The 21,006-nt window shown below is 75.8% G+C and carries 8 protein-coding genes; all 8 read left to right on the forward strand.

Annotation, left to right across the window (positions count from 1 at the left end; genetic code table 11):
- Positions 1 to 371 precede the first annotated feature (371 nt).
- Positions 372 to 2,150 carry a non-ribosomal peptide synthetase gene (locus ABZ873_RS10785; protein ID WP_360868380.1) on the forward strand — a complete coding sequence of 593 codons (1,779 nt, stop codon included), beginning with the start codon at positions 372 to 374 and terminating at the stop codon, positions 2,148 to 2,150.
- Positions 2,147 to 2,986, forward strand: a complete 840-nt coding sequence (locus ABZ873_RS10790) for a thioesterase domain-containing protein (protein ID WP_360868383.1) — start codon at positions 2,147 to 2,149, stop codon at positions 2,984 to 2,986. Before ABZ873_RS10785 ends, ABZ873_RS10790 begins: the two co-directional genes overlap by 4 nt.
- Entirely contained in the window at positions 2,986 to 4,212 is a 1,227-nt protein-coding gene (locus ABZ873_RS10795; protein WP_360868386.1) for a cytochrome P450, read from the forward strand. The genes ABZ873_RS10790 and ABZ873_RS10795 overlap by 1 nt, the downstream gene beginning before the upstream one ends.
- A gap of 287 nt (positions 4,213 to 4,499) precedes the next feature.
- Positions 4,500 to 4,712 (forward strand): MbtH family protein, encoded by a 213-nt coding sequence (locus ABZ873_RS10800; protein ID WP_360868389.1) that lies wholly within the window; start codon positions 4,500 to 4,502, stop codon positions 4,710 to 4,712.
- A gap of 8 nt (positions 4,713 to 4,720) precedes the next feature.
- On the forward strand, positions 4,721 to 5,743 hold the full coding sequence (locus ABZ873_RS10805) for a TauD/TfdA family dioxygenase (RefSeq protein ID WP_360868391.1): 1,023 nt from the start codon (positions 4,721 to 4,723) through the stop codon (positions 5,741 to 5,743).
- Positions 5,744 to 5,840: 97 nt separating this feature from the next.
- Positions 5,841 to 19,244: an amino acid adenylation domain-containing protein gene (locus ABZ873_RS10810; protein WP_360868393.1), complete on the forward strand. Its 13,404-nt coding sequence runs from the start codon at positions 5,841 to 5,843 to the stop codon at positions 19,242 to 19,244.
- Between the two features lie 6 nt (positions 19,245 to 19,250).
- Entirely contained in the window at positions 19,251 to 20,546 is a 1,296-nt protein-coding gene (locus ABZ873_RS10815) for an MFS transporter (RefSeq protein WP_360868396.1), read from the forward strand.
- Positions 20,547 to 20,765: 219 nt separating this feature from the next.
- Positions 20,766 to 20,999 carry a hypothetical protein gene (locus tag ABZ873_RS10820; protein ID WP_360868399.1) on the forward strand — a complete coding sequence of 78 codons (234 nt, stop codon included), beginning with the start codon at positions 20,766 to 20,768 and terminating at the stop codon, positions 20,997 to 20,999.
- Positions 21,000 to 21,006 lie beyond the last annotated feature (7 nt).

The following is a 21,006-nucleotide window of genomic DNA, read 5'->3' on the forward strand; positions in this document are numbered from 1 at the left end:
AGCACGGGCACGGGCCTCCGGCCTTGCGGGCGGTGCCCGGCCTGCGGCGGGTGGCTGGCGGCCCCCCGGGCCGGTACCGGCTCGGCCCTCCGGGCCCGGTGGCCCGTGCGGCGGCCTGTGGCGGGGGGCCGGCCCAGCCGGAACGGCCGTCCGGTCGGTGCGGGGACCGGGCCCCGCGAACCCGATCGGGTCTGCGGCGGCCGCCGGGCCGGTTGGTCCTGCCGGCACGGCCGTGCGGTCCGCGGGCCGGCGCTGGCGTTCGGTTTGCGCCGGGTGGCGGGGGGCTGCGGTAGTGGGCCGGATTTCGTGGCCCGGGCGGCGTTCGTAGCACCTGATCTGTCTGATTCGGCTTATTCATCGAGGAGATTTCCGTGACCATCACCATCGCTCAGACCACCACCGACCTCCTGTCCCGGCTGGCCGAGGCCGTCGCCGCGCACCCGCGGCGGGATGCCGTGCGGGACGGTGGCGGGAAGCTGGACTTCGCCGCGTTCGAGGCTCGTACCGCCGCCCTCGCCGGGGCGCTGGTCGAGGCCGGGGTGCGGCGGGGGGATCGGGTGGGGGTGCATCTGGGGCGGAGTGTGGAGCTGCCCGTGGCGCTCGTTGCCGTGTGGCGGGCCGGGGCGGCGTACGTGCCGCTCGACCCTGCCTACCCCGCCGAGCGGATCCGGTTCATGGCCGCCGATGCCCGGCTCGCCGCCGTGGTGAGCCGGGATGCCGAGCCGCCCGTACCGGCCGGGGTTCCCGTGGTGCGGCCCGACGCGCGGAGCGGGCGGGGTCCTGCGGCGCCGTTCCTGCCGCATCCGCTTGATTCCGCCTACGTCATCTACACCTCCGGCTCCACCGGCCGCCCCAAGGGGGTCGAGGTGCCGCACGGCGCCGTCGCCGGGCTGGCCGCCGCGCTGGAGGCCAGTGGCGCGTACCGGCCCGAGCCGGGGGTCGTCGCCTGGAATGCCAGCGTCTCCTTCGACGCCTCCGTGCAGCAGTGGATCCGTATCTGCCGGGGCGACACCCTCCTCGTGATCGACGACGCCCAGCGCGCCGAACCGGCCCGGCTCGCCCGGCTGCTCGCCGAGCACGGCGTCACCGACCTCGACCTGACCCCCTCGCACTGGCAGCTGCTCCGCGAACCCCTCGCCGGGGCCCGCGTCCCGAGGCTGTTCATGGGCGGCGAGCCCGTCCCCGCCCGGACCTGGCGCGAGCTGGCCGACGGCGGTGTCGACGCGCTCAACCTGTACGGGCCCACCGAATGCACCGTCGACGCGATCACCACGCCGGTCACCGGCCCCGCCCCGCACCTGGGCGAGCCGCTGCCCGGGGTCCGCGCCTACCTCCTGGACGCCCGGCTCGCGCCGGTGACGGCCGCCGGAGCCGTCGGGGAGCTGTACCTCGCCGGGCCCGGCCTCGCGCACGGCTACCCGGGACACCCGGGCCTGACGGCCGGCCGGTTCCTCGCGGACCCCTTCGCGGACGAGCCCGGCGCCCGGATGTACCGCACCGGCGACCAGGCCCGCCGCACCGCCGACGGCCTGCTGGAGTACGTCGGCCGGGTGGACCGCCAGGTCAAGGTGCGCGGCTTCCGCGTCGAGCTGGGCGAGGTCGAGCACACGCTCGGCGCCCTCGCCGGGGTGCGCGGAGCCGCCGTCACCCTGCACGAGCCCGCGCCCGGGGACCACCGGCTGGCCGGGTACGTCACCGGTGCGGACCTGCGCCCCGCCGACCTGCTGGCCGAGCTGCGCCGAACCGTCCCCGCCCACCTGGTGCCGTCCACCGTGACCGTACTGGACGCCCTCCCGCTCACCCCGAACGGCAAGACCGACCACAGCGCGCTGCCCGCCCCGGCGGCGGAGACCACCACAGCCCACGAGGCGGGCGGACTGGACGAGCAGGTGGCCGAGGTCTGGCGGACCGTGCTCGGCGTGCCCGGCGTGGAACCGGCCGACGACTTCCTCTCCCTCGGCGGGCACTCCCTCGCCGCCCTGCGCGTCGTCCACCTGCTGCGCCGCAAGCTGAACGTGGAACTCCAGCTGCGCCACCTGCTCGACGCCGCCGACCTGGCCGAGTTCACCGCCACCGTCCGCCGCGCCGCCGCCTCCGGCCCCGCCGCCGCCCGCCCCGCCCTCACCGCCCGACGGGCGGCCGTCCGATGACCCCGACGACCACCACCACCTCCCCCCTCGCGGGGCCCGCCGCCCGGATCAGCCGCCCCCGCGTCGAAGGGGACTGGCTGCTCGTCCCCGCGCCCCAACCGCACCGGCCCGTAAGGCTGTTCTGCTTCCCGCACGCGGGCGGCGACGCCACCGCCTACGTCCCGCTGGCCCGCGCCCTCGCCCCCGCGGCCGAGGTGTGGGCGCTGCGCCCGCCCGCGCGCGGCGGCCGCAGCCGGCACCCGATGCCGGCCGATTTCGACGCCCTGGTGGCCGCCGTCACCGCGGCCCTGGACCCGCACCTGACCGGCGGTGCGGGCGGCCGGTTCGCCTTCTACGGGCAGAGCCTCGGCGCGCTCCTCGCCTACGAGGTGGCCCGCGCGCTCCCCGCGGAGCGGCGGCCCGAACTCCTGGTGGCCGTCGGCGCGCCGAGCCCCGCCGAGTGGAGCGAGCGCGAGAGCCGGGACCTGGACGCGGCCGCTCTGCTCCGGCTGACCGGCCTGGACGAGTCGGTCCGGGCCGAACCGCAGCTGGCCGAGCTGGCCCTCGGCACCCTCCGCACCGACCTCGCCGTCAGCGCCACCTACCGCCACCGCCCGCACGCGCCCCTCGGTACGGCGATCCACGCCCTGGCCGGCGCCGAGGACCCGATGCTCGCCACCACCGGCCTCGGCGGCTGGGCCGCGCACACCCGCGCCGCCTTCGAGCAGCGCGTGGTCCCCGGCGGGCATCTGCTCGCCACCGTCGACCGGCCCGGCCCGGTGGCCCTGCTGGCCTCGCTCCTGGCAGACGGCCAGGCGGCGTCCACCCCGTTCCGCACCGTCCCCAGGGAGTCCTGATGCCGATCACCGCCACGGCCACCGCGACCGCCACCGCCACCGCCGCGCCCACCACCGCCGTCGACCTCACCGACCCCGCCCTGTGGTCCCGCCCCGACACCCCCGGCCTGATCGCGGAACTGCGCCGCGAGGCACCCGTACACCTCACCGAGACCGTCGACGACGGCCCCGTCTGGTCGGTGCTCACCTACCGGGAATCGGCCGAGGTCCTGCGCAACGCGGCCGTCTACAGCTCCGAGTCCGGATCGCTGCTCGGCGCGGGCGAGGGCAACGTACCGGTCGGCTCGGGCCGGATGATGGCCCTCACCGACCCGCCCCGGCACCGCGAACTGCGCGCCCCCGCGAACCCGTTCTTCTCCAAGGGCGGGGTACGCGGCGCCGCCCGCTCCATCGCCGAGCGGGCGGGGGAGCTCTTCGACCAGGCCGTCACCCAGGGCGAGGTGGACCTCGTCGACGTGGTCTCCGCGCTCCCGCTCGCCGTCATGTGCGATCTGCTGGACGTGCCCGAGAAGGACCGCGACATGGTGGTCCGGGTCTGCGACGTCGCCTTCCTCGGGCGTACCCCGGAGGAACGCCGCGCCGGGCACCAGCAGTTGATCCCGTACCTGATGCACCAGGTGATGCTGCGCCGCACCGACCCGCGCGACGACCTGATCTCCATGATGGCCACCTACAAGGTCGGCGGGCGGCTGCTGCCGATCGAGGACGTGGTGCTCAACCTGGACAACATCGTCGTCGGCGGGGTCCAGACGGTCCGCCACACCGCCGCCATGGGCCTGCACACCCTCGTGCAGCGGCCGGACCTGTGGCGGCAGCTCCAGCGCGGCGAGGTCTCCATGGACTCCGCCGTGGACGAGCTGCTGCGCTGGACCTCGGTGGGCCTGCACACGCTGCGCACCGCCAGCCGGGACGTGGAGCTCGGCGGGCGGCAGATCCGGCGCGGCGACCGGGTCGCCGTGTGGGTGTGGTCCGCCGACCGGGACCCGGACGCCTTCGAGCGGCCCGAGGAGATCCGGCTCGACCGCTCGCCCAACAAGCACCTGGCGCTGGGTCTGGGCGCGCACTACTGCATCGGCGCGCCGCTGGCCAAGGCGGAGCTGAGCGCCCTGTACACGGCCGCCCTGGAGAAGGCCGCGGTCATCGAGCCGGCCGGGCCGGTCACCTACAACCGGTCGATCATCAACTTCGGCCTGGACCACTTCCCGGTCCGCCTCGCCCCGCGCTGACCGGTCCGCCTCGCCCCGCGCTGACCGGTCCGCCTCGCCCCGCGCTGACCGTCCCGCCTCACCCGCGCTGCCCCGTCCCGCCTCGCCCCGCGCTGACCCGGCCCGCCGGTCCGGCCGTCGGCAGCCCCGCCGACGCGCCCGCCCGTGAGGCCCCCGGCAGCACCGCAACTGCCCCTCTCCTGCCGGAGCTTGTGCCGCTCGGGCTCCTCCCGCGCGCCTACTTTCGACATCGCACCCCAGCACACCCCCGCACACCCCACCCACCACGCACCCACGGAGAGACCACCATGAGCAACCCCTTCGAGGACGACAACTCCGGCTACCTGGTCCTCGTCAACGACGAGAACCAGCACTCGCTCTGGCCGGTCTGGATCGACGTGCCGGCCGGCTGGACCACCGTCCACGGCGAGGCCACCCGCCAGGAGTGCCTGGACTGGATCGAGGCCAACTGGACCGACATCCGCCCCGCGAGCCTGCTCGCCGCCCTCGGCCAGCGGTGAGCGCCGCCATGCCGCACTGGGAACTGAACCCCGGCCGCCCGGCCCTCGCCCACGTCCCGGCCGTCGGCGGTCTCGACGAGGCGTGCGCGTGGCTCCGCGAGAACGAGGCCGCGCTGACGGCCGCCCTGCACGAGCACGGCACGATCTTCCTGCGCGGCCTGCCGGTGACGGGCACCGCGGACGTGGCCGCCGTACGCGATGTGCTCATCCCCGAGCCCACCCCGTACCGGGAGAAGGCCACCCCGCGCAGCGACTTCGGGGACGGCGTCTTCTCCTCCACCGACCTGCCGCCCGCCCAGTCGATCCGGATGCACAACGAGAACAGCTACACGCTGACCTTCCCCGGCCGGCTGCTCTTCGCCTGCCTGACCGCCCCCGAGGCGGGCGGCGCCACCCCGACCGCCGATGTCCGCAAGGTGCTCGCCGGGCTGCCCGCCCACCTCGCGGAGCGCGGCCGCTCCTCCGGCTGGACGCTGAACCGCAGCTACTCCGACTACGTCTCGCTCGGCTGGCGCACCGCCTTCGGTACGGAGGACCGCGCGGACGTGGAGCGGTACTGCCGGGAGAACGGCATCACCTGGGAGTGGCTGGCGGACGGCAACCTGCGGACCAGTCAGCTGCGTTCGGCCACGATCCACCACCCGGAGACCGGCGAGGAGGCGTGGTTCAACCACCTGGCCTTCTGGAACGAATGGTCCCTGGAGCCCGACATCCGGGAGGCCATGGTGGAGGAGTTCGGCCCCGACGGGCTGCCCTTTAACACCGGTTTCGGCGACGGCGAACCGCTCACCCGGGAGGACGTCGACGCCCTCAACGCCGCCTACGAGGCCGCGACCGTCCGCGAGACCTGGCAGGCGGGCGACGTGATGCTCGTCGACAACGTGCTCTGCGCGCACGGCCGCGACCCCTTCCGCGGCGACCGGAAGATCGCCGTCGCGATGGGCCGCCCGGTGGACCTCATGGACTGCCGCCCCACCGTGCGCCCCACGCTGCACCCCGCAGCGCACCCCGCACCCGCCGTCCCCGCCTAGGCCGTCTCTTCCGGACAGCCCCGGACAGCCCCCGGACCCGTCCCGGCCAGGGCGGCCCGCACACCATCCACGCCGTGACGTGAGCAGAGGAAGCACCGTGATCCCGGTTTCGTACGCACAACAGCGTCTCTGGCTGATCGACCAGATCGAGGGGCCGACCGCGCTCTACAACCTGCCGGTCGCCGTCCGCCTGCGCGGCACGCTCGACACCGCCGCGCTGCGCGCCGCGACGGCGGACGTGGCCGGCCGGCACGAGGCCCTGCGCACGGTGTTCCCGGTGGCCGGGGGAGTCCCGGTGCAGAAGGTGCTGCCGTCGGCGGAGGCGGGGACCGCCTTCGAGACGGTGGACTGCGCACCGGGGGAGTACCCGGCCCTGCGGGACCGGGCCGCCGCCCACACCTTCGACCTGAGTGCCGAAGCCCCCCTCCGGGTCACGGTGTTCACGCTCGACCCCACCACCCACGTCCTGCTCGTCGTGCTCCACCACATCGCCGGCGACGGCTGGTCCCTCGGCCCCCTGCTGCGCGACCTCGCCACCGCCTACGCCGCCCGCCTCGCCGGAACCGCGCCCGACTGGGAGCCGCTGCCGGTGCAGTACACCGACTACGCGCTCTGGCAGCGCGAACTGCTCGGCGAGGAGAGCGACCCCACCAGCCTGATGAGCCGTCAGTTCGCCTACTGGCGCGAGGTGCTGGCCGGTCTGCCCGAGGAGCTGGAACTCCCCGTGGACCGCCCCCGGCCGCCCGCCCCGACCGGCGCCGCGGACGCCGTCCCCTTCGCCTACGACGCCGCGCTCCACACCGCGCTCACCGCCCTGGCCCGCCGGCACCGCGCCACCCTCTTCTCCGTCCTCCAGGCCGGACTCGCCGCGCTGTTCACCCGGCTCGGCGCCGGCACCGACATCCCGCTCGGCACCGGCGTGGCCGGCCGGGACGACGAGGCCCTGAACGACCTCGTCGGCTTCTTCGTCCACACCCTGGTCCTGCGCACCGACACCTCCGGGGACCCGTCCTTCGCGGAACTCCTCGGCCGGGTGCGCGGCGCCCAGCTCGACGCCTTCGCCCACCAGGACGTGCCCTTCGAACGGCTGGTCGAGGAGGTCAACCCGGCCCGCGCCCTCGGCCGCCACCCCCTCTTCCAGACCCTCCTCGTCGTCCAGAACCACGAGGAGGGCCAACTCGGTCTACCCGGCCTGGAGTCGGACCCCGAACCCCTCGGGCTGCGCGTGGCCAAGTTCGACCTCAACATCGGCGTCACCGAGCGGCACACCCCCGACGGCGCCCCCGCCGGGCTCACCGGCTCGGTGGAGTACGCCGCCGACCTCTACGACCGGGCCACCGTCACCACCCTCTTCGAGCGGCTGGGCCGGCTGCTCGCCGCCGCCGCTGCCGACCCGGACGCGCCGATCGGCGGCCTCGACATCCTCGCCCCCGAGGAGCACGCCCGGCTGCGCGACGAGTGGAACGCCACCGCCGCGCCCGTCCCCACCGGCTCGCTGCCCCAGCTGTTCGCGGAGTGCGCCGCCCGCACCCCGGACGCCGTCGCGCTCGCCCATGACGGGGGCGCCGTCACCTACGCGGAACTCGACACCCGCGCCAACCGCCTCGCCCACCACCTGATCGCCCGCGGCGTCGGCCCGGAGTCCCCGGTCGCCCTGCTGATGGAACGCTCCGTCGACCTGGTCGTCGCCACCCTGGCCGTGCTCAAGGCGGGCGGCTGCTACGTCCCGCTGCACGCGAGCCTGCCGCCCGAGCGGATGGCCGCGCTGCTCGCGGACACCGCCGCGCCCGTCCTGATCACCGACCGCCCCGACCCCGGCTTCCCGCACACCGCCGCCGTGGTCCGCCCCGGCGAGGAGGCGGGCGCCCCGGAGCACGCCCCGGACCTCGTGGTCCACCCGGACGCCCTCGCCTACGTGATGTTCACCTCGGGCTCCACCGGCACCCCCAAGGGGGTCGCCGTACGCCACCGCGACGTGGTCGACCTCGCCGCCGACCGCCGCTGGCGCGACGGCCGCCACGAGCGGATCCTGCTGCACTCCCCGCACGCCTTCGACGCCGCCACCTACGAGCTGTGGACCCCGCTGCTGTCCGGCGGCACCGTGGTCGTCGCCCCGCCCGGCGCCCTGGACGCCACCACCCTGGGTGCCGTCGCCACCCGGCACGCGGTCACCGCCGTCTTCCTCACCAAGGCGCTCTTCGACCTGGTCGCCGAGCAGGCGCCGGAGACCTTCCGCGCCCTGCGGACCGTCTGCACCGGCGGCGAGGCCGCCTCCGGCACCCTCATGCGGCGCGTCCTCGACCACTGCCCCGACCTGCTGCTGGCCCATGTGTACGGGCCCACCGAGGCCACCACCTTCGCCACCCACCACCCCCTCCGGCCCGCCGACCTGGCCGGCCCGCGCCCGCCGATCGGCGCCCCGCTCGACAATATGCGTGCCCATGTCCTGGACGCCCGGCTGCGGCCCGTCCCGCCCGGGGTCCCCGGCGAGCTGTACGTGGCGGGCGCCGGCCTGGCCCGCGGCTACTGGCAGCGCCCCGCGCTCACCGCGGAACGCTTCGTCGCGGACCCCTTCGCCCCCGGCGGCCGCATGTACCGCACCGGTGACCTCGTACGCCGCCGCGCCGACGGGGCGGTGGAGTTCCTCGGCCGGATCGACGGACAGGTCAAGCTGCGCGGCTTCCGCATCGAGCTCGGCGAGATCGAGGCCGTGCTCTCCCGCCACCCCGCCGTCCGCCAGGTCATCGTGGTCCCCCGCGAGGACCGCCCCGGCGACACCCGGCTCGTCGGCTACTGCGCGGTCCCCGGTGCCGCCCTGGACCGCCCGGAGGAACTGGCCGCCGAACTGCGGGAGTTCGCCGCCGCGACCCTGCCCGGCTATATGGTCCCCTCGGCCGTGGTCGTCCTGCCCGCCCTGCCGCTCAACGCCAACGGAAAGGTCGACCGGCGCGCGCTGCCCGCCCCCGAGACCACCGCCGCCACCGGCGGCCGCGCCCCGCGCGACGCCCGCGAGGCCGCCCTCTGCGCGCTCTTCGGGGAGATCCTGGGCTTCGACGACCTCACCATCGACGACGACTTCTTCGAGCTCGGCGGCCACTCCCTGCTCGCCACCCGCCTGATCGGCCGGGCCCGCACCGAGCTCGGCGCCGAACTGGCCATCGCGGACCTCTTCCAGGCCCCCACCGTCGCCGCCCTCGCCGCCCGCCTCGCCACCGGCACCGCCGACCGGCCCACGCTGCGCCCCGAGGCCCGCCCCGAACGCCTGCCGGTCTCCTTCGCCCAGCGCCGCCTGTGGTTCCTCGTCCAGGCCGAGGGCCCCGCCGCCACCTACAACGTCACCCTCGCCCTCCGGCTCACCGGCCCGCTCGACGCGGCCGCGCTCGAAGCCGCCCTCGGGGACGTCGTCGCCCGCCACGAGAGCCTGCGTACCGTCTTCCGCGCGCACGACGGCGTCCCCCACCAGTACGTCCTGCCCGCACCGCCCGCCCCGCTGCTCACCCGCACCGACCGCCCGGCCCAGGAGCTCGTCGGCCACACCTTCGACCTGACCGCCGACATCCCCGTGCACGCCTATCTGCGCGCCGAGGCCCCCGAGGAGCACGTCCTCCTGCTGGTGATGCACCACATCGCCAGCGACGGCTGGTCCCTGCGGCCCCTGTTCCGCGACCTCGCCGAGGCGTACACCGCCCGGCTCGGCGGCGAGGCCCCGGCCTGGGAGCCGCTGCCCGTCCAGTACGCCGACCACACCCTCTGGCAGTACCGGACGCTCGGCGCCGGCACCGATCCGGAGTCCCCGCTCTCCCGGCAGCTGGAGCACTGGCGCCAGGCCCTCGCCGGGCTGCCCGACGAGCTGCCCCTGCCGCTGGACCGGCCCCGCCCGGCCGTCGCGAGCCACCGCGGCGACGTCGTCCCGCTGCGGCTCGACGCCGCACTGCACGCCCGGCTCACCGAGCTGGCCGCCGCGCACGGGGCCACCCTGTTCATGGTGCTCCACGCCGCCTACGCCACCCTCCTGCACCGCTTCGGCGCCGGGGAGGACCTGCCCGTCGGAACCCCGCTGGCCGGCCGCCTGGACCCGGCCCTCGACGACCTCGTCGGCTTCTTCGCCAGCACCCTCGTCCTGCGCACCGACCTCACCGGCCGGCCCACCTTCGCCGAGCTGCTGGACCGCGTCCGCGAGGCCGACCTGGCCGCCTACGCCCACCAGGACGTGCCCTTCGAACGGCTCGTGGAAGAGCTCAACCCGGCCCGCACCCTCTCCCGGCACCCGCTCTTCCAGGTGATGATCGCCTTCGACAACACCGCGGGCGGCGGACCGGAGTTCCCCGGCACCCGAGCCGCCTACGAACCGCTCGGGCTGCCCACCACCGCCTTCGACCTCACCCTCAACCTCTCCGAGCGCCACCACCCGGACGGCGCCCCGGCCGGACTGGAAGGCGGCCTGGAGTACGCCACCGACCTCTTCGACCGCGGCACCGCCGAACGGCTCGCCGACGCCCTGCTGCGGCTGCTCGCCGAGGCCGCCGAGGACCCGCACCGGCCCGTCGCCGCGCTGGACGTGCTCGGCCCGGACGGCCGGGACGCGCTCGCCGCCTGGCACGCCACCGACCGCCCCGGCACCGGCCGGCCGGTGCCCGCCGCCTTCGCCGCGCAGGCCGCCGCGACACCCGGGGACACCGCCCTCGTCTGCGGGGGGACCCGGCTGAGCTACGCCGAACTGGACGCCCGCGCCAACCGCCTCGCCCACGCCCTGACCGCCTCCGGCACCGGCCCCGAGGACGTGGTGGCGCTCGCCCTGCCGCGCTCCGCCGACGCGCTCGTCGCCCTGCTCGCCGTACTCAAGGCCGGTGCGGCCTTCCTGCCGCTGGACGCCGAGTACCCCCGCGAGCGGCTCGCCCATATGCTCTCCGACGCCCGCCCCCGGGCCGTCGTCACCGGTCCCGGCTGGCCGCTGCCCGCCCTGCTCGCGGACCTGCCCGGCACCGCCGTCGTGGACGCCGCCGCCCAGCACGACGCCGCTCTGCCCGCCCACGCGCCCGAGGTGCCCGTGCACCCCGACGGCGCCGCCTACGTGATCTACACCTCCGGCTCCACCGGCCGCCCCAAGGGGGTCGTCGTCCGGCACGGCGGCCTCGCCAACCTGCTCGCCTTCCACCGCGCCGAGACCGTCGCCGCCGCCCGGCAGGGGCATACGGACCGCCGGTTCCGCTTCGTCCAGACCGCCTCGCTGTCCTTCGACACCGCCCTCGAAGGTCTGCTCTGGATGGTCGCCGGACACGAACTCCACCTCCTGGACGACGATGTCCGCCGCGATGCCGAGGCCATCGTCCGCTACGCCGAGCGCAACGCCACCGACGTCATCGACGTCACCCCCGGCCAGGCCGAACGCCTCGTCGAGGAGGGCCTGCTCGACCGTTGCCCGCCCGCCCTGCTCATGGTCGGCGGCGAAGCCCTCGGCCAGAGCCTCTGGGCCGCCCTCACCGCCGCCCCCGGGACCGCCGTACTCAATATGTACGGGCCCACCGAATGCACCGTCGACGCCCTCCACCACCGGCTCTCCGGCGAGCGGCGCCCGCTGATCGGCCGCCCGCTGCCCAACCTCCGCGCCCACGTGCTCGACCAGGGCCTGCGGCCCGTACCGCCCGGCGTCCCCGGCGAGCTGTACCTGTCCGGCGCGGGCCTCGCCCGCGGCTACCTGGGCCGCCCCGCGCTCACCGCCGAGCGGTTCGTCGCCGACCCGTTCACGCCCGGCGCGCGGATGTACCGTACCGGCGACCTCGCGCGGCGCCGCCCCGACGGCACCGTCGAATACCTGGGCCGCACCGACCACCAGGTCAAGGTGCGCGGCTTCCGCATCGAACCGGGCGAGATCGAGGCCGTCCTCGCCGCCCACCCCGACGTGCTCCAGGCCGCCGTACTGCCCCACCACGACGGCGCCGCCGGCACCCGCCTCGCCGCCTACGTGGTCACCCGCACGCCCCTGGACCCGGCCGCGCTGCGCGCCCACGCGGCCGCCACCCTGCCCGAGCACATGGTCCCGGCGGCCTTCGTGCCCCTCGACGTGCTCCCGCTCAACGTCAACGGCAAACTCGACCGCGCCGCCCTGCCCGCCCCCGAGTTCGCGGCGGCCACCGGCGGCCGGGCCGCCCGTACCGCCCACGAGGAGATCCTCGCCGGACTGTTCGGGGAAGTCCTCGGCGCCACCGGACCGGTCTCCGCCGACGACGACTTCTTCGCCCTCGGCGGGCACTCCCTGCTCGCCACCCGCCTGCTCAGCCGTGTCCGCGCCGTCCTCGGCGCCGAACTCGGCATCCGCGACGTCTTCGAGGCGCCGACCGTCGCCGGGCTGGTCCGCCGGCTCGACGGCGCCACCGCCCGGCTCGCCCTGACCGCCGGTGAGCGCCCCGAGCGGCTGCCGCTGTCCTTCGCCCAGCAGCGGCTCTGGATGATCGACCGGATGGAAGGGCCCAGCGCCCTCTACAACATGCCGCTCGCGCTGCGCCTGACCGGCCCGCTCGACGCGGACGCCCTGGAGACCGCCCTCGGGGACCTCGCCGCCCGGCACGAGATCCTGCGCACCGTCATCGCCGAGCAGGACGGCGAGCCGCGCCAGCTGATCCTCCCCGCCGCCGCACTGCCCTTCGTACGCCGCGACTGCGCGCCGGAAGCCGTGGACGGCGAGGTGGACCGGGCCTCACGGGAGCCCTTCGACCTGGCCGCCGAACCGCCCGTCCGGGCCACCCTGCTGCGGGTCTCCGCCGAGGAGCACGTCCTCGTCCTCGCCCTGCACCACATCGTCGGCGACGGCTGGTCCATGGGCCCGCTGCTGCGCGACCTCACCGACGCCTACACCGCCCGCCGCGAGGGCTCCGCCCCGGCGTGGCAGCCGCTGCCCGTGCAGTACGCCGACTACGCGCTCTGGCAGCGCGCCCTGCTCGGCGACGAGGCCGACCCCGACAGCCTCGCCGCCCGCCAGCTCGCCTACTGGCGCGACACCCTGGCCGGGCTGCCCGAGGAGCTGGCCCTCCCCGTCGACCGGCCCCGCGGCACCCGCGCCGACCACCGGGGCGACCGGGTCGCCCTGCCGATCGACGCCGCCCTCCACCGGGCCCTGACCGGGCTGGCCCGCGACCACCGCGTCACCCTGTTCATGACCTTCCAGGCGGCCCTGGCCGCGCTGCTGACCCGGCTCGGCGCCGGGACCGACGTACCCATCGGCTCGGTGGTGGCGGGGCGTTCGGACGAGGCGCTGGACGACCTGGTCGGCTTCTTCGTCAACACCCTCGTGCTGCGCACCGACACCTCCGGGGACCCCACCTTCGCCGAACTCCTGGGCCGCGTAAGGGAGACGGGCCTCGGGGCCTACGCCCATCAGGACGTGCCCTTCGAGCGGCTGGTCGAAGAGCTCAACCCGGCCCGCTCACTGGCCCGGCACCCGCTCTTCCAGGTGGCGATGGTCCTCCAGTCCAACTCCGGCGGCGAACCGGGGCTGTCCGGGCTGGACGCCGAGGCGCTGCCAGCCGACACCGGGGTCGCCAAATTCGATCTCAATGTCACCCTGGAGGAGTTCTTCGGCCCCGACGGGGAGCCCGCCGGACTGGACTGCGCCATCGACTTCGCCACCGACCTCTTCGACCGCGAGACCGTCGAGGCCGTCGCCGCCCGCTTCGGCCGGCTGCTCACCGCGATGACCGAGGACCCCGCGCAGGGGATCGGCCGCGCCGACCTGCTGGCCGAGGGCGAGCGCGCCGCACTGCTCGGCGGCCACCGGCCGCTCCCGGCCGGACTGCCCCTGGTCCCGGCCGCCTTCGCCGCCCAGGCCGCCGCCACCCCGGACGCCATCGCCCTCGTGTCCGGCGCCACCCGGCTGACCTACGCCGAGCTGGACGCCCGCGCCGCCCGGCTCGCCCACGGCCTGCGGGAGGCCGGTATCGGCCCCGAGGACCTGGTCGCCCTGGCCCTGGCCCGCTCGGCGGAGACGGTGGTCTCCCAGCTCGCCGTCCTCCGCACCGGCGCGGCCTTCCTGCCGCTGGACGCCGCGTACCCGCCGGAGCGCACCGCCCACATGCTGGCCGACGCCCGCCCGGCCGCCGTCCTCACCCACGCCGACTGGCCGCTGCCCGAGGTCGTGGACGGGCTCGCCGGGGCCACCGTCCTGGACGCCGGCGAGCGGACCTGGGCCGACCGCCCCACCGACACCCCGCCCTGCCCCGCCGGACCCTCCCACGCCGCCTACGTGATCTACACCTCCGGCTCCACCGGACGGCCCAAGGGCGTCGTCGTCAGCCACGGCGCGATCGCCGGACTGCTCGCCGCCCACCGCGCCGAGACCTTCGGCGAGCCCGAGCGCGCCCACGGCCGGCTGCGCGCCGCGCTGACCGCCTCGCTCTGCTTCGACGCCTCCTGGAACGGCCTGCTGTGGATGGTCGCGGGCCACGAACTGCACCTGATCGACGAGGACCTGCGCCGCGACCCCGCCGCCCTGGCCCGCCACCTGCGCACCACCGGTGTCGACGCGGTGCAGTTCACCCCCACCTACGCCGAACAGCTCATCGAGGAGGGCCTGTTGGAGGAGCCCGCCCCGCGCGTGGTGCTCCTCGGCGGCGAAGCCGTCGGCCAGAGCCTCTGGGACCGGCTGCGCACCGCCCCGGCCACCACCGGCCACAACCTCTACGGCCCCACCGAATGCACCGTCGACACCCTGCTCCAGGCGTTCGCGGACACCGAACGCCCCACCCTCGGCCACCCCGTGCTCGGCACCCGCGCCCATGTCCTGGACGCCCACCTCAACCCCGTCCCCGCCGGGGTGCCCGGCGAGCTGTACCTGTCCGGCGACAGCCTGGCCCGCGGCTACCTCGGACGGCCCGCGCTCACCGCCGAGCGGTTCGTCGCCGACCCGTTCACGCCCGGCGCGCGGATGTACCGTACCGGCGACCTGGTCCGCCGCCACCGCGACGGCCGGATCGACTACCTGGGCCGCACCGACCACCAGGTGAAGATCCGCGGCTTCCGCGTCGAACCCGGCGAGATCGAGGAGGTGCTGACCGGGCACCCCGCCGTCCGGCAGGCCGTGGTCACCGCGCACGAGAGCGCGGACGGCGACCGCCGCCTCGTCGCCCACTGCGCGGTCACCGCACCCAGCCCCGAACTCGCGCTGGAAGTACGCCGGTTCGCGGCGGAAGCGCTGCCCGCCCATATGGTCCCCTCGGCGGTCGTCACCCTGGACGCGCTGCCGCTGACCGGCAGCGGCAAGGTGGACCGGCGGGCCCTCCCGGCCCCCGACTTCCAGCTCTTCGCCGGCGGCCGCGCCGCCCGCACCGCCCGCGAGGAACTGCTCGCCGGTCTCTTCGGTGAGGTGCTGGGCATGAGCGGACCGCCCTCGGTCGACGACGACTTCTTCGCCCTTGGCGGGCACTCCCTGCTCGCCATGCAGCTGGTCAGCCGGGTCCGTACGGTGTTCGCGGCCGAGATCGCCGTCCGCGACGTCTTCGAGGCCCCGACCGTCGCCGGTCTCGTCCAGCGGCTCGACGGGGCCGGGGCCCGGCTCGCCCTGACCGCCGGGGAGCGCCCCGAACTCCTGCCGCTGTCCTTCGCCCAGCAGCGCCTCTGGCTGATCGACCGGATGGAGGGCCCCAGCGCCCTCTACAACCTCCCGCTCGCCCTGCGCGTCACCGGCCCGCTCGACGCGGACGCCCTGGAGGCCGCCCTCGGGGACCTGGTCGCCCGCCACGAGATCCTGCGCACCCTGACCGGCGAGCGGGACGGCGAACCCCGGCAGCGGATCCTCCCGCCCGCCGAGGCCCGCGTCCCCTTCGAGCGCCGCACCTGCGCCCCCGCCGACACGGCGGCCACCCTGGCCGAATGCACCGCGATCCCCTTCGACCTGGCCACCGAACTGCCCGTCCGGGCGCACCTGTTCGCGCTCGCCCCCGAGGAGCACCTGCTCGTCCTCGTCCTGCACCACATCGCCGGTGACGGCTGGTCCATGGACCCGCTGCTGCGCGACCTGTCCACCGCCTACGCCGCCCGCCGCGAGGGCACGGCCCCCGCCTGGCAGCCGCTGCCGGTGCAGTACGCCGACTACGCGCTCTGGCAGCGCGCCCTGCTCGGCGAGGAGGCCGACCCCGACAGCCTCGCCGCCGGGCAGCTCGCCCACTGGCGGACCGCCCTGGCCGGGCTGCCCGAGGAACTGTCCCTGCCCGTCGACCGGCCCCGCCGCGCCGACAGCGGCCACCGGGGCGACCGCGTGGTCCTGCCGCTCGGCGCCGACCTCCACCGCGCGCTCGTCACGCTGTCCCGCGAGCACCGGGTCACCCTGTTCATGACCCTGCACGCCGGACTCGCCGCGCTGCTGACCCGGCTCGGCGCCGGGACCGACGTACCCATCGGCTCGGTGGTGGCGGGGCGTTCGGACGAGGCGCTGGACGACCTGGTGGGCTTCTTCGTCAACACCCTGGTCCTGCGCACCGACACCTCCGGGGACCCCACCTTCGCCGAACTCCTGCACCGGGTCCGGGAGACACAACTCGACGCGCACGCCCACCAGGACGTGCCCTTCGAGCGGCTGGTCGAAGAGCTCAACCCGGCCCGCTCACTGGCCCGGCACCCGCTCTTCCAGGTGATGCTGATGCTCCAGGGCACCGCCCGGGCCGGCGCCGCCGACGCCTCCGGCGGAGCGCCGCTCGACCTGGCCGGGCTGCCCGCCGCCGTCGAACCCGTCGGCGGACACGTCGCCAAGTTCGACCTCTCCGTGGCCATGGGCGAGTCCTTCGACGCCGACGGCGCGCCCGCCGGGCTGGAGTGCGCGATCGACTTCGCCACCGACCTCTTCGACCGCGAGACCGTCGCCTCCCTGGCGGTCCGGCTCGGCCGGCTGCTGACCGCGGCCGCCGCCCGGCCCGATCTGCCCATCGGCCGCGCCGACCTGCTCTCCGCCGAGGAGCACGCCGGACTCCTGCCCGCCGCCCAGGCGTTGCCGCCGGCCGTGCCCCTGCTGGCCGAAGCCTTCGCCGCCCAGGTGGCCCGTACCCCCGACGCGACCGCCCTCGTCCACGGGGACACCCGGCTCGGCTTCGCCGAACTGGACGCCCGTGCCGAGGAGCTGGCCCGCCGCCTGACCGCCGCGGGCGCCGGACCGGAGTCCGTGGTCGCCCTCGCCCTGCCGCGCTCCGCGGAGAGCGTGATCGCCCTGCTCGCCGTGCTCAAGGCGGGGGCCGCCTCGCTCCCGCTGGACGCCGAGTACCCGGCCGAGCGCACCGCCGCCATGCTCGCCGACGCCGCGCCCGCGCTGGCCGTGACCGCCGAGGGCTGGCCTCTGCCCGGACTGCTCACCGGGATGACCGTACTGTCCGCCGTCCCCGCGGAGGATGCGGCTCCGGCCGACGCACCGGCACGCGCCACCGCCACCGCCTCCGACGCCGCCTACGTGATCTACACCTCCGGCTCCACCGGCCGCCCCAAGGGCGTGGTGGTGAGCCAGGGTGCGATCGCCGCGCTGCTCGCCTCGCACCGCTCCCCGGACGGGCCGGTCGGCGCGACCGGAGCCGCGTACGGCCGCCGGAGGTTCGCGCTCACCGCCTCGCTCTGCTTCGACGCCTCCTGGGACGGCCTGCTCTGGCTGATCGCCGGACACGAGCTGCACCTGATCGGCGACGAGGTCCGCCGCGACGCCGCCGCCCTCGTCCGGCACGTCCGGACGCACTCCCTCGACGTCCTGGAGGTCACCCCCTCCTACGCCGAACAGCTCATCGAGGAGGGCCTGTTGGCGGAGCCCGCCCCGCGCGTGGTGCTCCTCGGCGGCGAGGCCGTCGGCCAGAGCCTCTGGGACCGGCTGCGCGCGGCCCCCGCCACCACCGCCCACAACCTCTACGGCCCGACCGAGTCCACCGTCGACGCGCTCACCCAGCCCTTCGCCGCCACCGGGCGTCCCGCCCTCGGCCGCCCCGTGCTCGGCACCCGCGCCCATGTCCTGGACGCGCACCTGAACCCGGTGCCCGCGGGGGTCCCGGGCGAGCTGTACCTGTCCGGTGCCGGACTCGCCCGTGGCTACCTGGGACGGCCCGCGCTCACCGCCGAACGGTTCGTCGCCGACCCGTTCACGCCGGGCGCGCGGATGTACCGTACGGGCGACCTGGTCCGCCGCACCCGGGACGGCGGGCTCGACTACCTGGGCCGCACCGACCACCAGGTCAAGATCCGCGGCTTCCGCATCGAACCCGGCGAGATCGAGCACGTCCTGACCCGCCACCCCCGCGTGCAGTCCGCCGTTGTCACCGTCCACGAGGACACCGCCACCGGCCCCCGGCTGATCGCCCACGTGGTCGCGGACGGCCCGCTCGACCCGGCCGAGCTGCGCTCCTTCGCGGCCGAATCCCTGCCGGGCTACATGCTCCCCGCCGCCGTCGTCCCGCTGGACGCCTTCCCGCTGACCCCGAGCGGCAAGACCGACCGGCGCGCCCTCCCGCTCCCCGACCTGGGCTCGGCGGGTGCCGGCCGGGCCCCCGCCACCCCACAGGAGGAACTGCTCTGCGGCCTCTTCGCGGAGGTGCTGGGGCTGCCCGCCCCGGTCTGCGCCGACGAGGGCTTCTTCGACCTCGGCGGCCACTCCCTGCTCGCGATGAAGCTGCTCGGCCGCATCCGCACCGCCCTCGGCGCCGACCTCGGGATGCGGGCCCTCTTCGAAGCCCCCACCCCGGCGGCGCTGGCCCGCCGCCTGGACCCGTACGCGGACACCGCCGCGCAGGACTCCCGCGGCTCCCTGGACGTCCTGCTGCCGCTGCGCCCCGGCGGCACCGCCGACCCGCTGTTCTGCGTCCACCCCGCCGCCGGCATCAGCTGGGTCTACTCCGGGCTGCTGCGCCACCTCGGCCCGGACCGCCCGGTCCACGGCCTCCAGGCCCGGGGGCTGCGCGGCGGCTCCCCGTCCTCCGTCACCGAGATCGCGGAGGACTACGTACGGCAGATCCGCGCGGTCCAGCCCGAGGGGCCGTACCACCTGCTCGGCTGGTCCTTCGGCGCGGTCGTCGCCCAGGCCATGGCCGTCGCCCTCCAGGCCGAGGGCCAGGAGGTGGCGCTGCTCGCCCTGCTCGACGGACTGCCCGCCGACCCCGACCGCTACGCGGCCGACGGCCCGGCGGCCGCCGACGAGCCGGCCGACACCCTCGCCGAACTGCTCGCCTCCCTCGGCCTCGACCCGGCCGCCGACCGCGGGCCGGCCGGTCTCACCGCCCTGCTGGGCGAGGCCGCCGGGGTCCTCCCCGACGTCTTCGACCAGCACCGCAAGCTGATGGCCGAGCACGTGCCCGACCGCTACCGGGGGGACGCCGTCTTCTTCGGCGCCACCCTCGACAAGCCCGACGGCTGGCCCTTCGGGGCGGCCTGGCACCCGTACGTCGACGGCCGCGTCGAGGAGCACCGCATCACCTGCACGCACGGCGCCATGACGCAGCCGGAGCCCGTCGCACGGATCGCCGCCGTGCTGGCCCAGAAGCTTGGAGAGTGACCCGCCATGACCACAGCCCCCGTCAAGCCGCCCTCACCCCCGGTGGGGGACGCGCCGCAGCGGACCCGGTGGGGTCTGTGGGCGCAGGCCAACTTCCGCCGGCTCTGGATCGGTGAGACCACCAGCGGCCTCGGGACCGCCGTCGGCAACGTGGCGCTCGCCCTGGTGGCCGTGGTCACCCTGGAGGCGTCCCCGTTCATGGTCGGCGTGCTGACCGCCTCCGCCTGGGTGCCCTGGCTCTTCCTCGGGCTGCTGGCCGGTGCCTGGGTGGACCGCTGGCCCCGGCTCAAGGTGATGCTGGTGTGCGACCTGTTGCTGCTGGTGCTGTTCGGCAGTGTCCCGGTGGCGGGCTGGCTGGGGCTGCTGACCATGGCCCAGCTGGTGGGCGTGGCGCTGCTGGCCGGCGCGGTGAAGGTGTTCCTGTCCACCGCGAACAGTGCGGTCCTCCCGGCGCTGGTCGCCAAGGAGGACCTGCTGGAGGCCAACGTCAAGCTCCGCTCCGGGGACGCGGCCGCGGAGATCGCCGGACCGGGCCTGGCGGGCCTGATCTCCCAGGCGTTCGGCGCCGTCACCGGCCTGCTCGTGGACGCCCTCACCTACCTGGTGGCGGCGCTGTGCGTGGGCCGGATCCGGGTGGAGGAGAAGCCGCCGCCGGTCTCCGCCCGCCGCGGGATCCTGCGGGAGATCAAGGAAGGCGTCCGCTTCCTGGTGCACGACCCGTACCTGCGTACGCTGGCCGGTTTCGCGGCGGTCGGCAACCTCGGGCTCAACGGCATCCAGGCCGTGCAGACGATCTTCCTGGTGCGCAGCGTCGGTGTGACGCCCGGCGGGATCGGCATGGTCTTCGCGGTGGTCTCGGTCGGCGGTCTGGCCGGGGCCGCCCTGGCCGGGCGGATCGCCCGCCGGTTCGGCACGGCGCGCGGGCTGCTGCTCTGCGAGCTGGTCGGCGCCCCGTTCATCCTGCTGCTGCCGATGGCGGGGGAGCGGCTGCCGCTGGCGGTGAGCGCGGTGGCCTGGTCGGTGGCCGTCTGCGGGGTCATCGCGGGGAACGTCATCGCCGGGAGCTTCTACCAGGCGTACTGCCCGCCGGAGATGATCGGCCGGATCCGGGCCAGCGCCTCGACGGTCAATTTCAGCGCGATCCCGGTGGGGGCGCTGCTCGGCGGCTGGCTGGGCGGGGTCCTCGGGGCCCGCACCACGCTGTGGATCATGGCGTGCGTGCTGCTCTCGGCGGGTGCGGTCCTGCTGGCGAGCCCGCTGCGGCGGCTGCGGAACTTCCCGGAGCGGCCGGGGGCGCTCTGACTCCGGACCGGCCGGGGGTCCTCCGACCTCGGACCCCGGGCGACGGCCCCGTCAACGCCCTGGTCGATGCCCGGATCAACGCCCCGATCAACGCGGCCGGTCGACGCACGGTGCTCGTGCGTCGATCGGCTGTTGAACGTGCCTTGCCATGCTCCTCCCATCAGCCCGGAACGCCCCGAACACCCGGGGAAACTCCGGAAGACACCTCAGGGAGCAGTCATGGCGAAGCACGCGAACCACACCACCGGCACCCGCGTCGCCCTGGCCCTCGCCGGTCTCGGCCTCGGCACCCTGATCGCCCTGGGCGCGGCCGGCGCGGCGATGGCCGACGGCACCGGCGCCGGACAGGGTGCCGGACAGGGCGGCGGGACCGTGGGCACCACCCAGGCCACGGTGCCCACGCCGACCCCCACCCCGTCCGACGACAAGGACTGGAACAGCACCGGCTCCTGAACCGCCC

It is taken from the genome of Streptomyces sp. NPDC047014, assembly GCF_040644195.1.
Classification (GTDB): Bacteria; Actinomycetota; Actinomycetes; order Streptomycetales; family Streptomycetaceae; genus Streptomyces.

Excerpts from the sequence above, each read along its gene's own strand:
- ABZ873_RS10790 (WP_360868383.1), top strand. The coding sequence starts at position 2,147 with ATGACCCCGACGACCACCACCACCTCCCCCCTCGCGGGGCCCGCCGCC.
- ABZ873_RS10795 (WP_360868386.1), top strand. The coding sequence starts at position 2,986 with ATGCCGATCACCGCCACGGCCACCGCGACCGCCACCGCCACCGCCGCG.
- ABZ873_RS10800 (WP_360868389.1), top strand. The coding sequence starts at position 4,500 with ATGAGCAACCCCTTCGAGGACGACAACTCCGGCTACCTGGTCCTCGTC.
- ABZ873_RS10805 (WP_360868391.1), top strand. The coding sequence starts at position 4,721 with ATGCCGCACTGGGAACTGAACCCCGGCCGCCCGGCCCTCGCCCACGTC.
- ABZ873_RS10815 (WP_360868396.1), top strand. The coding sequence starts at position 19,251 with ATGACCACAGCCCCCGTCAAGCCGCCCTCACCCCCGGTGGGGGACGCG.
- ABZ873_RS10820 (WP_360868399.1), top strand. The coding sequence starts at position 20,766 with ATGGCGAAGCACGCGAACCACACCACCGGCACCCGCGTCGCCCTGGCC.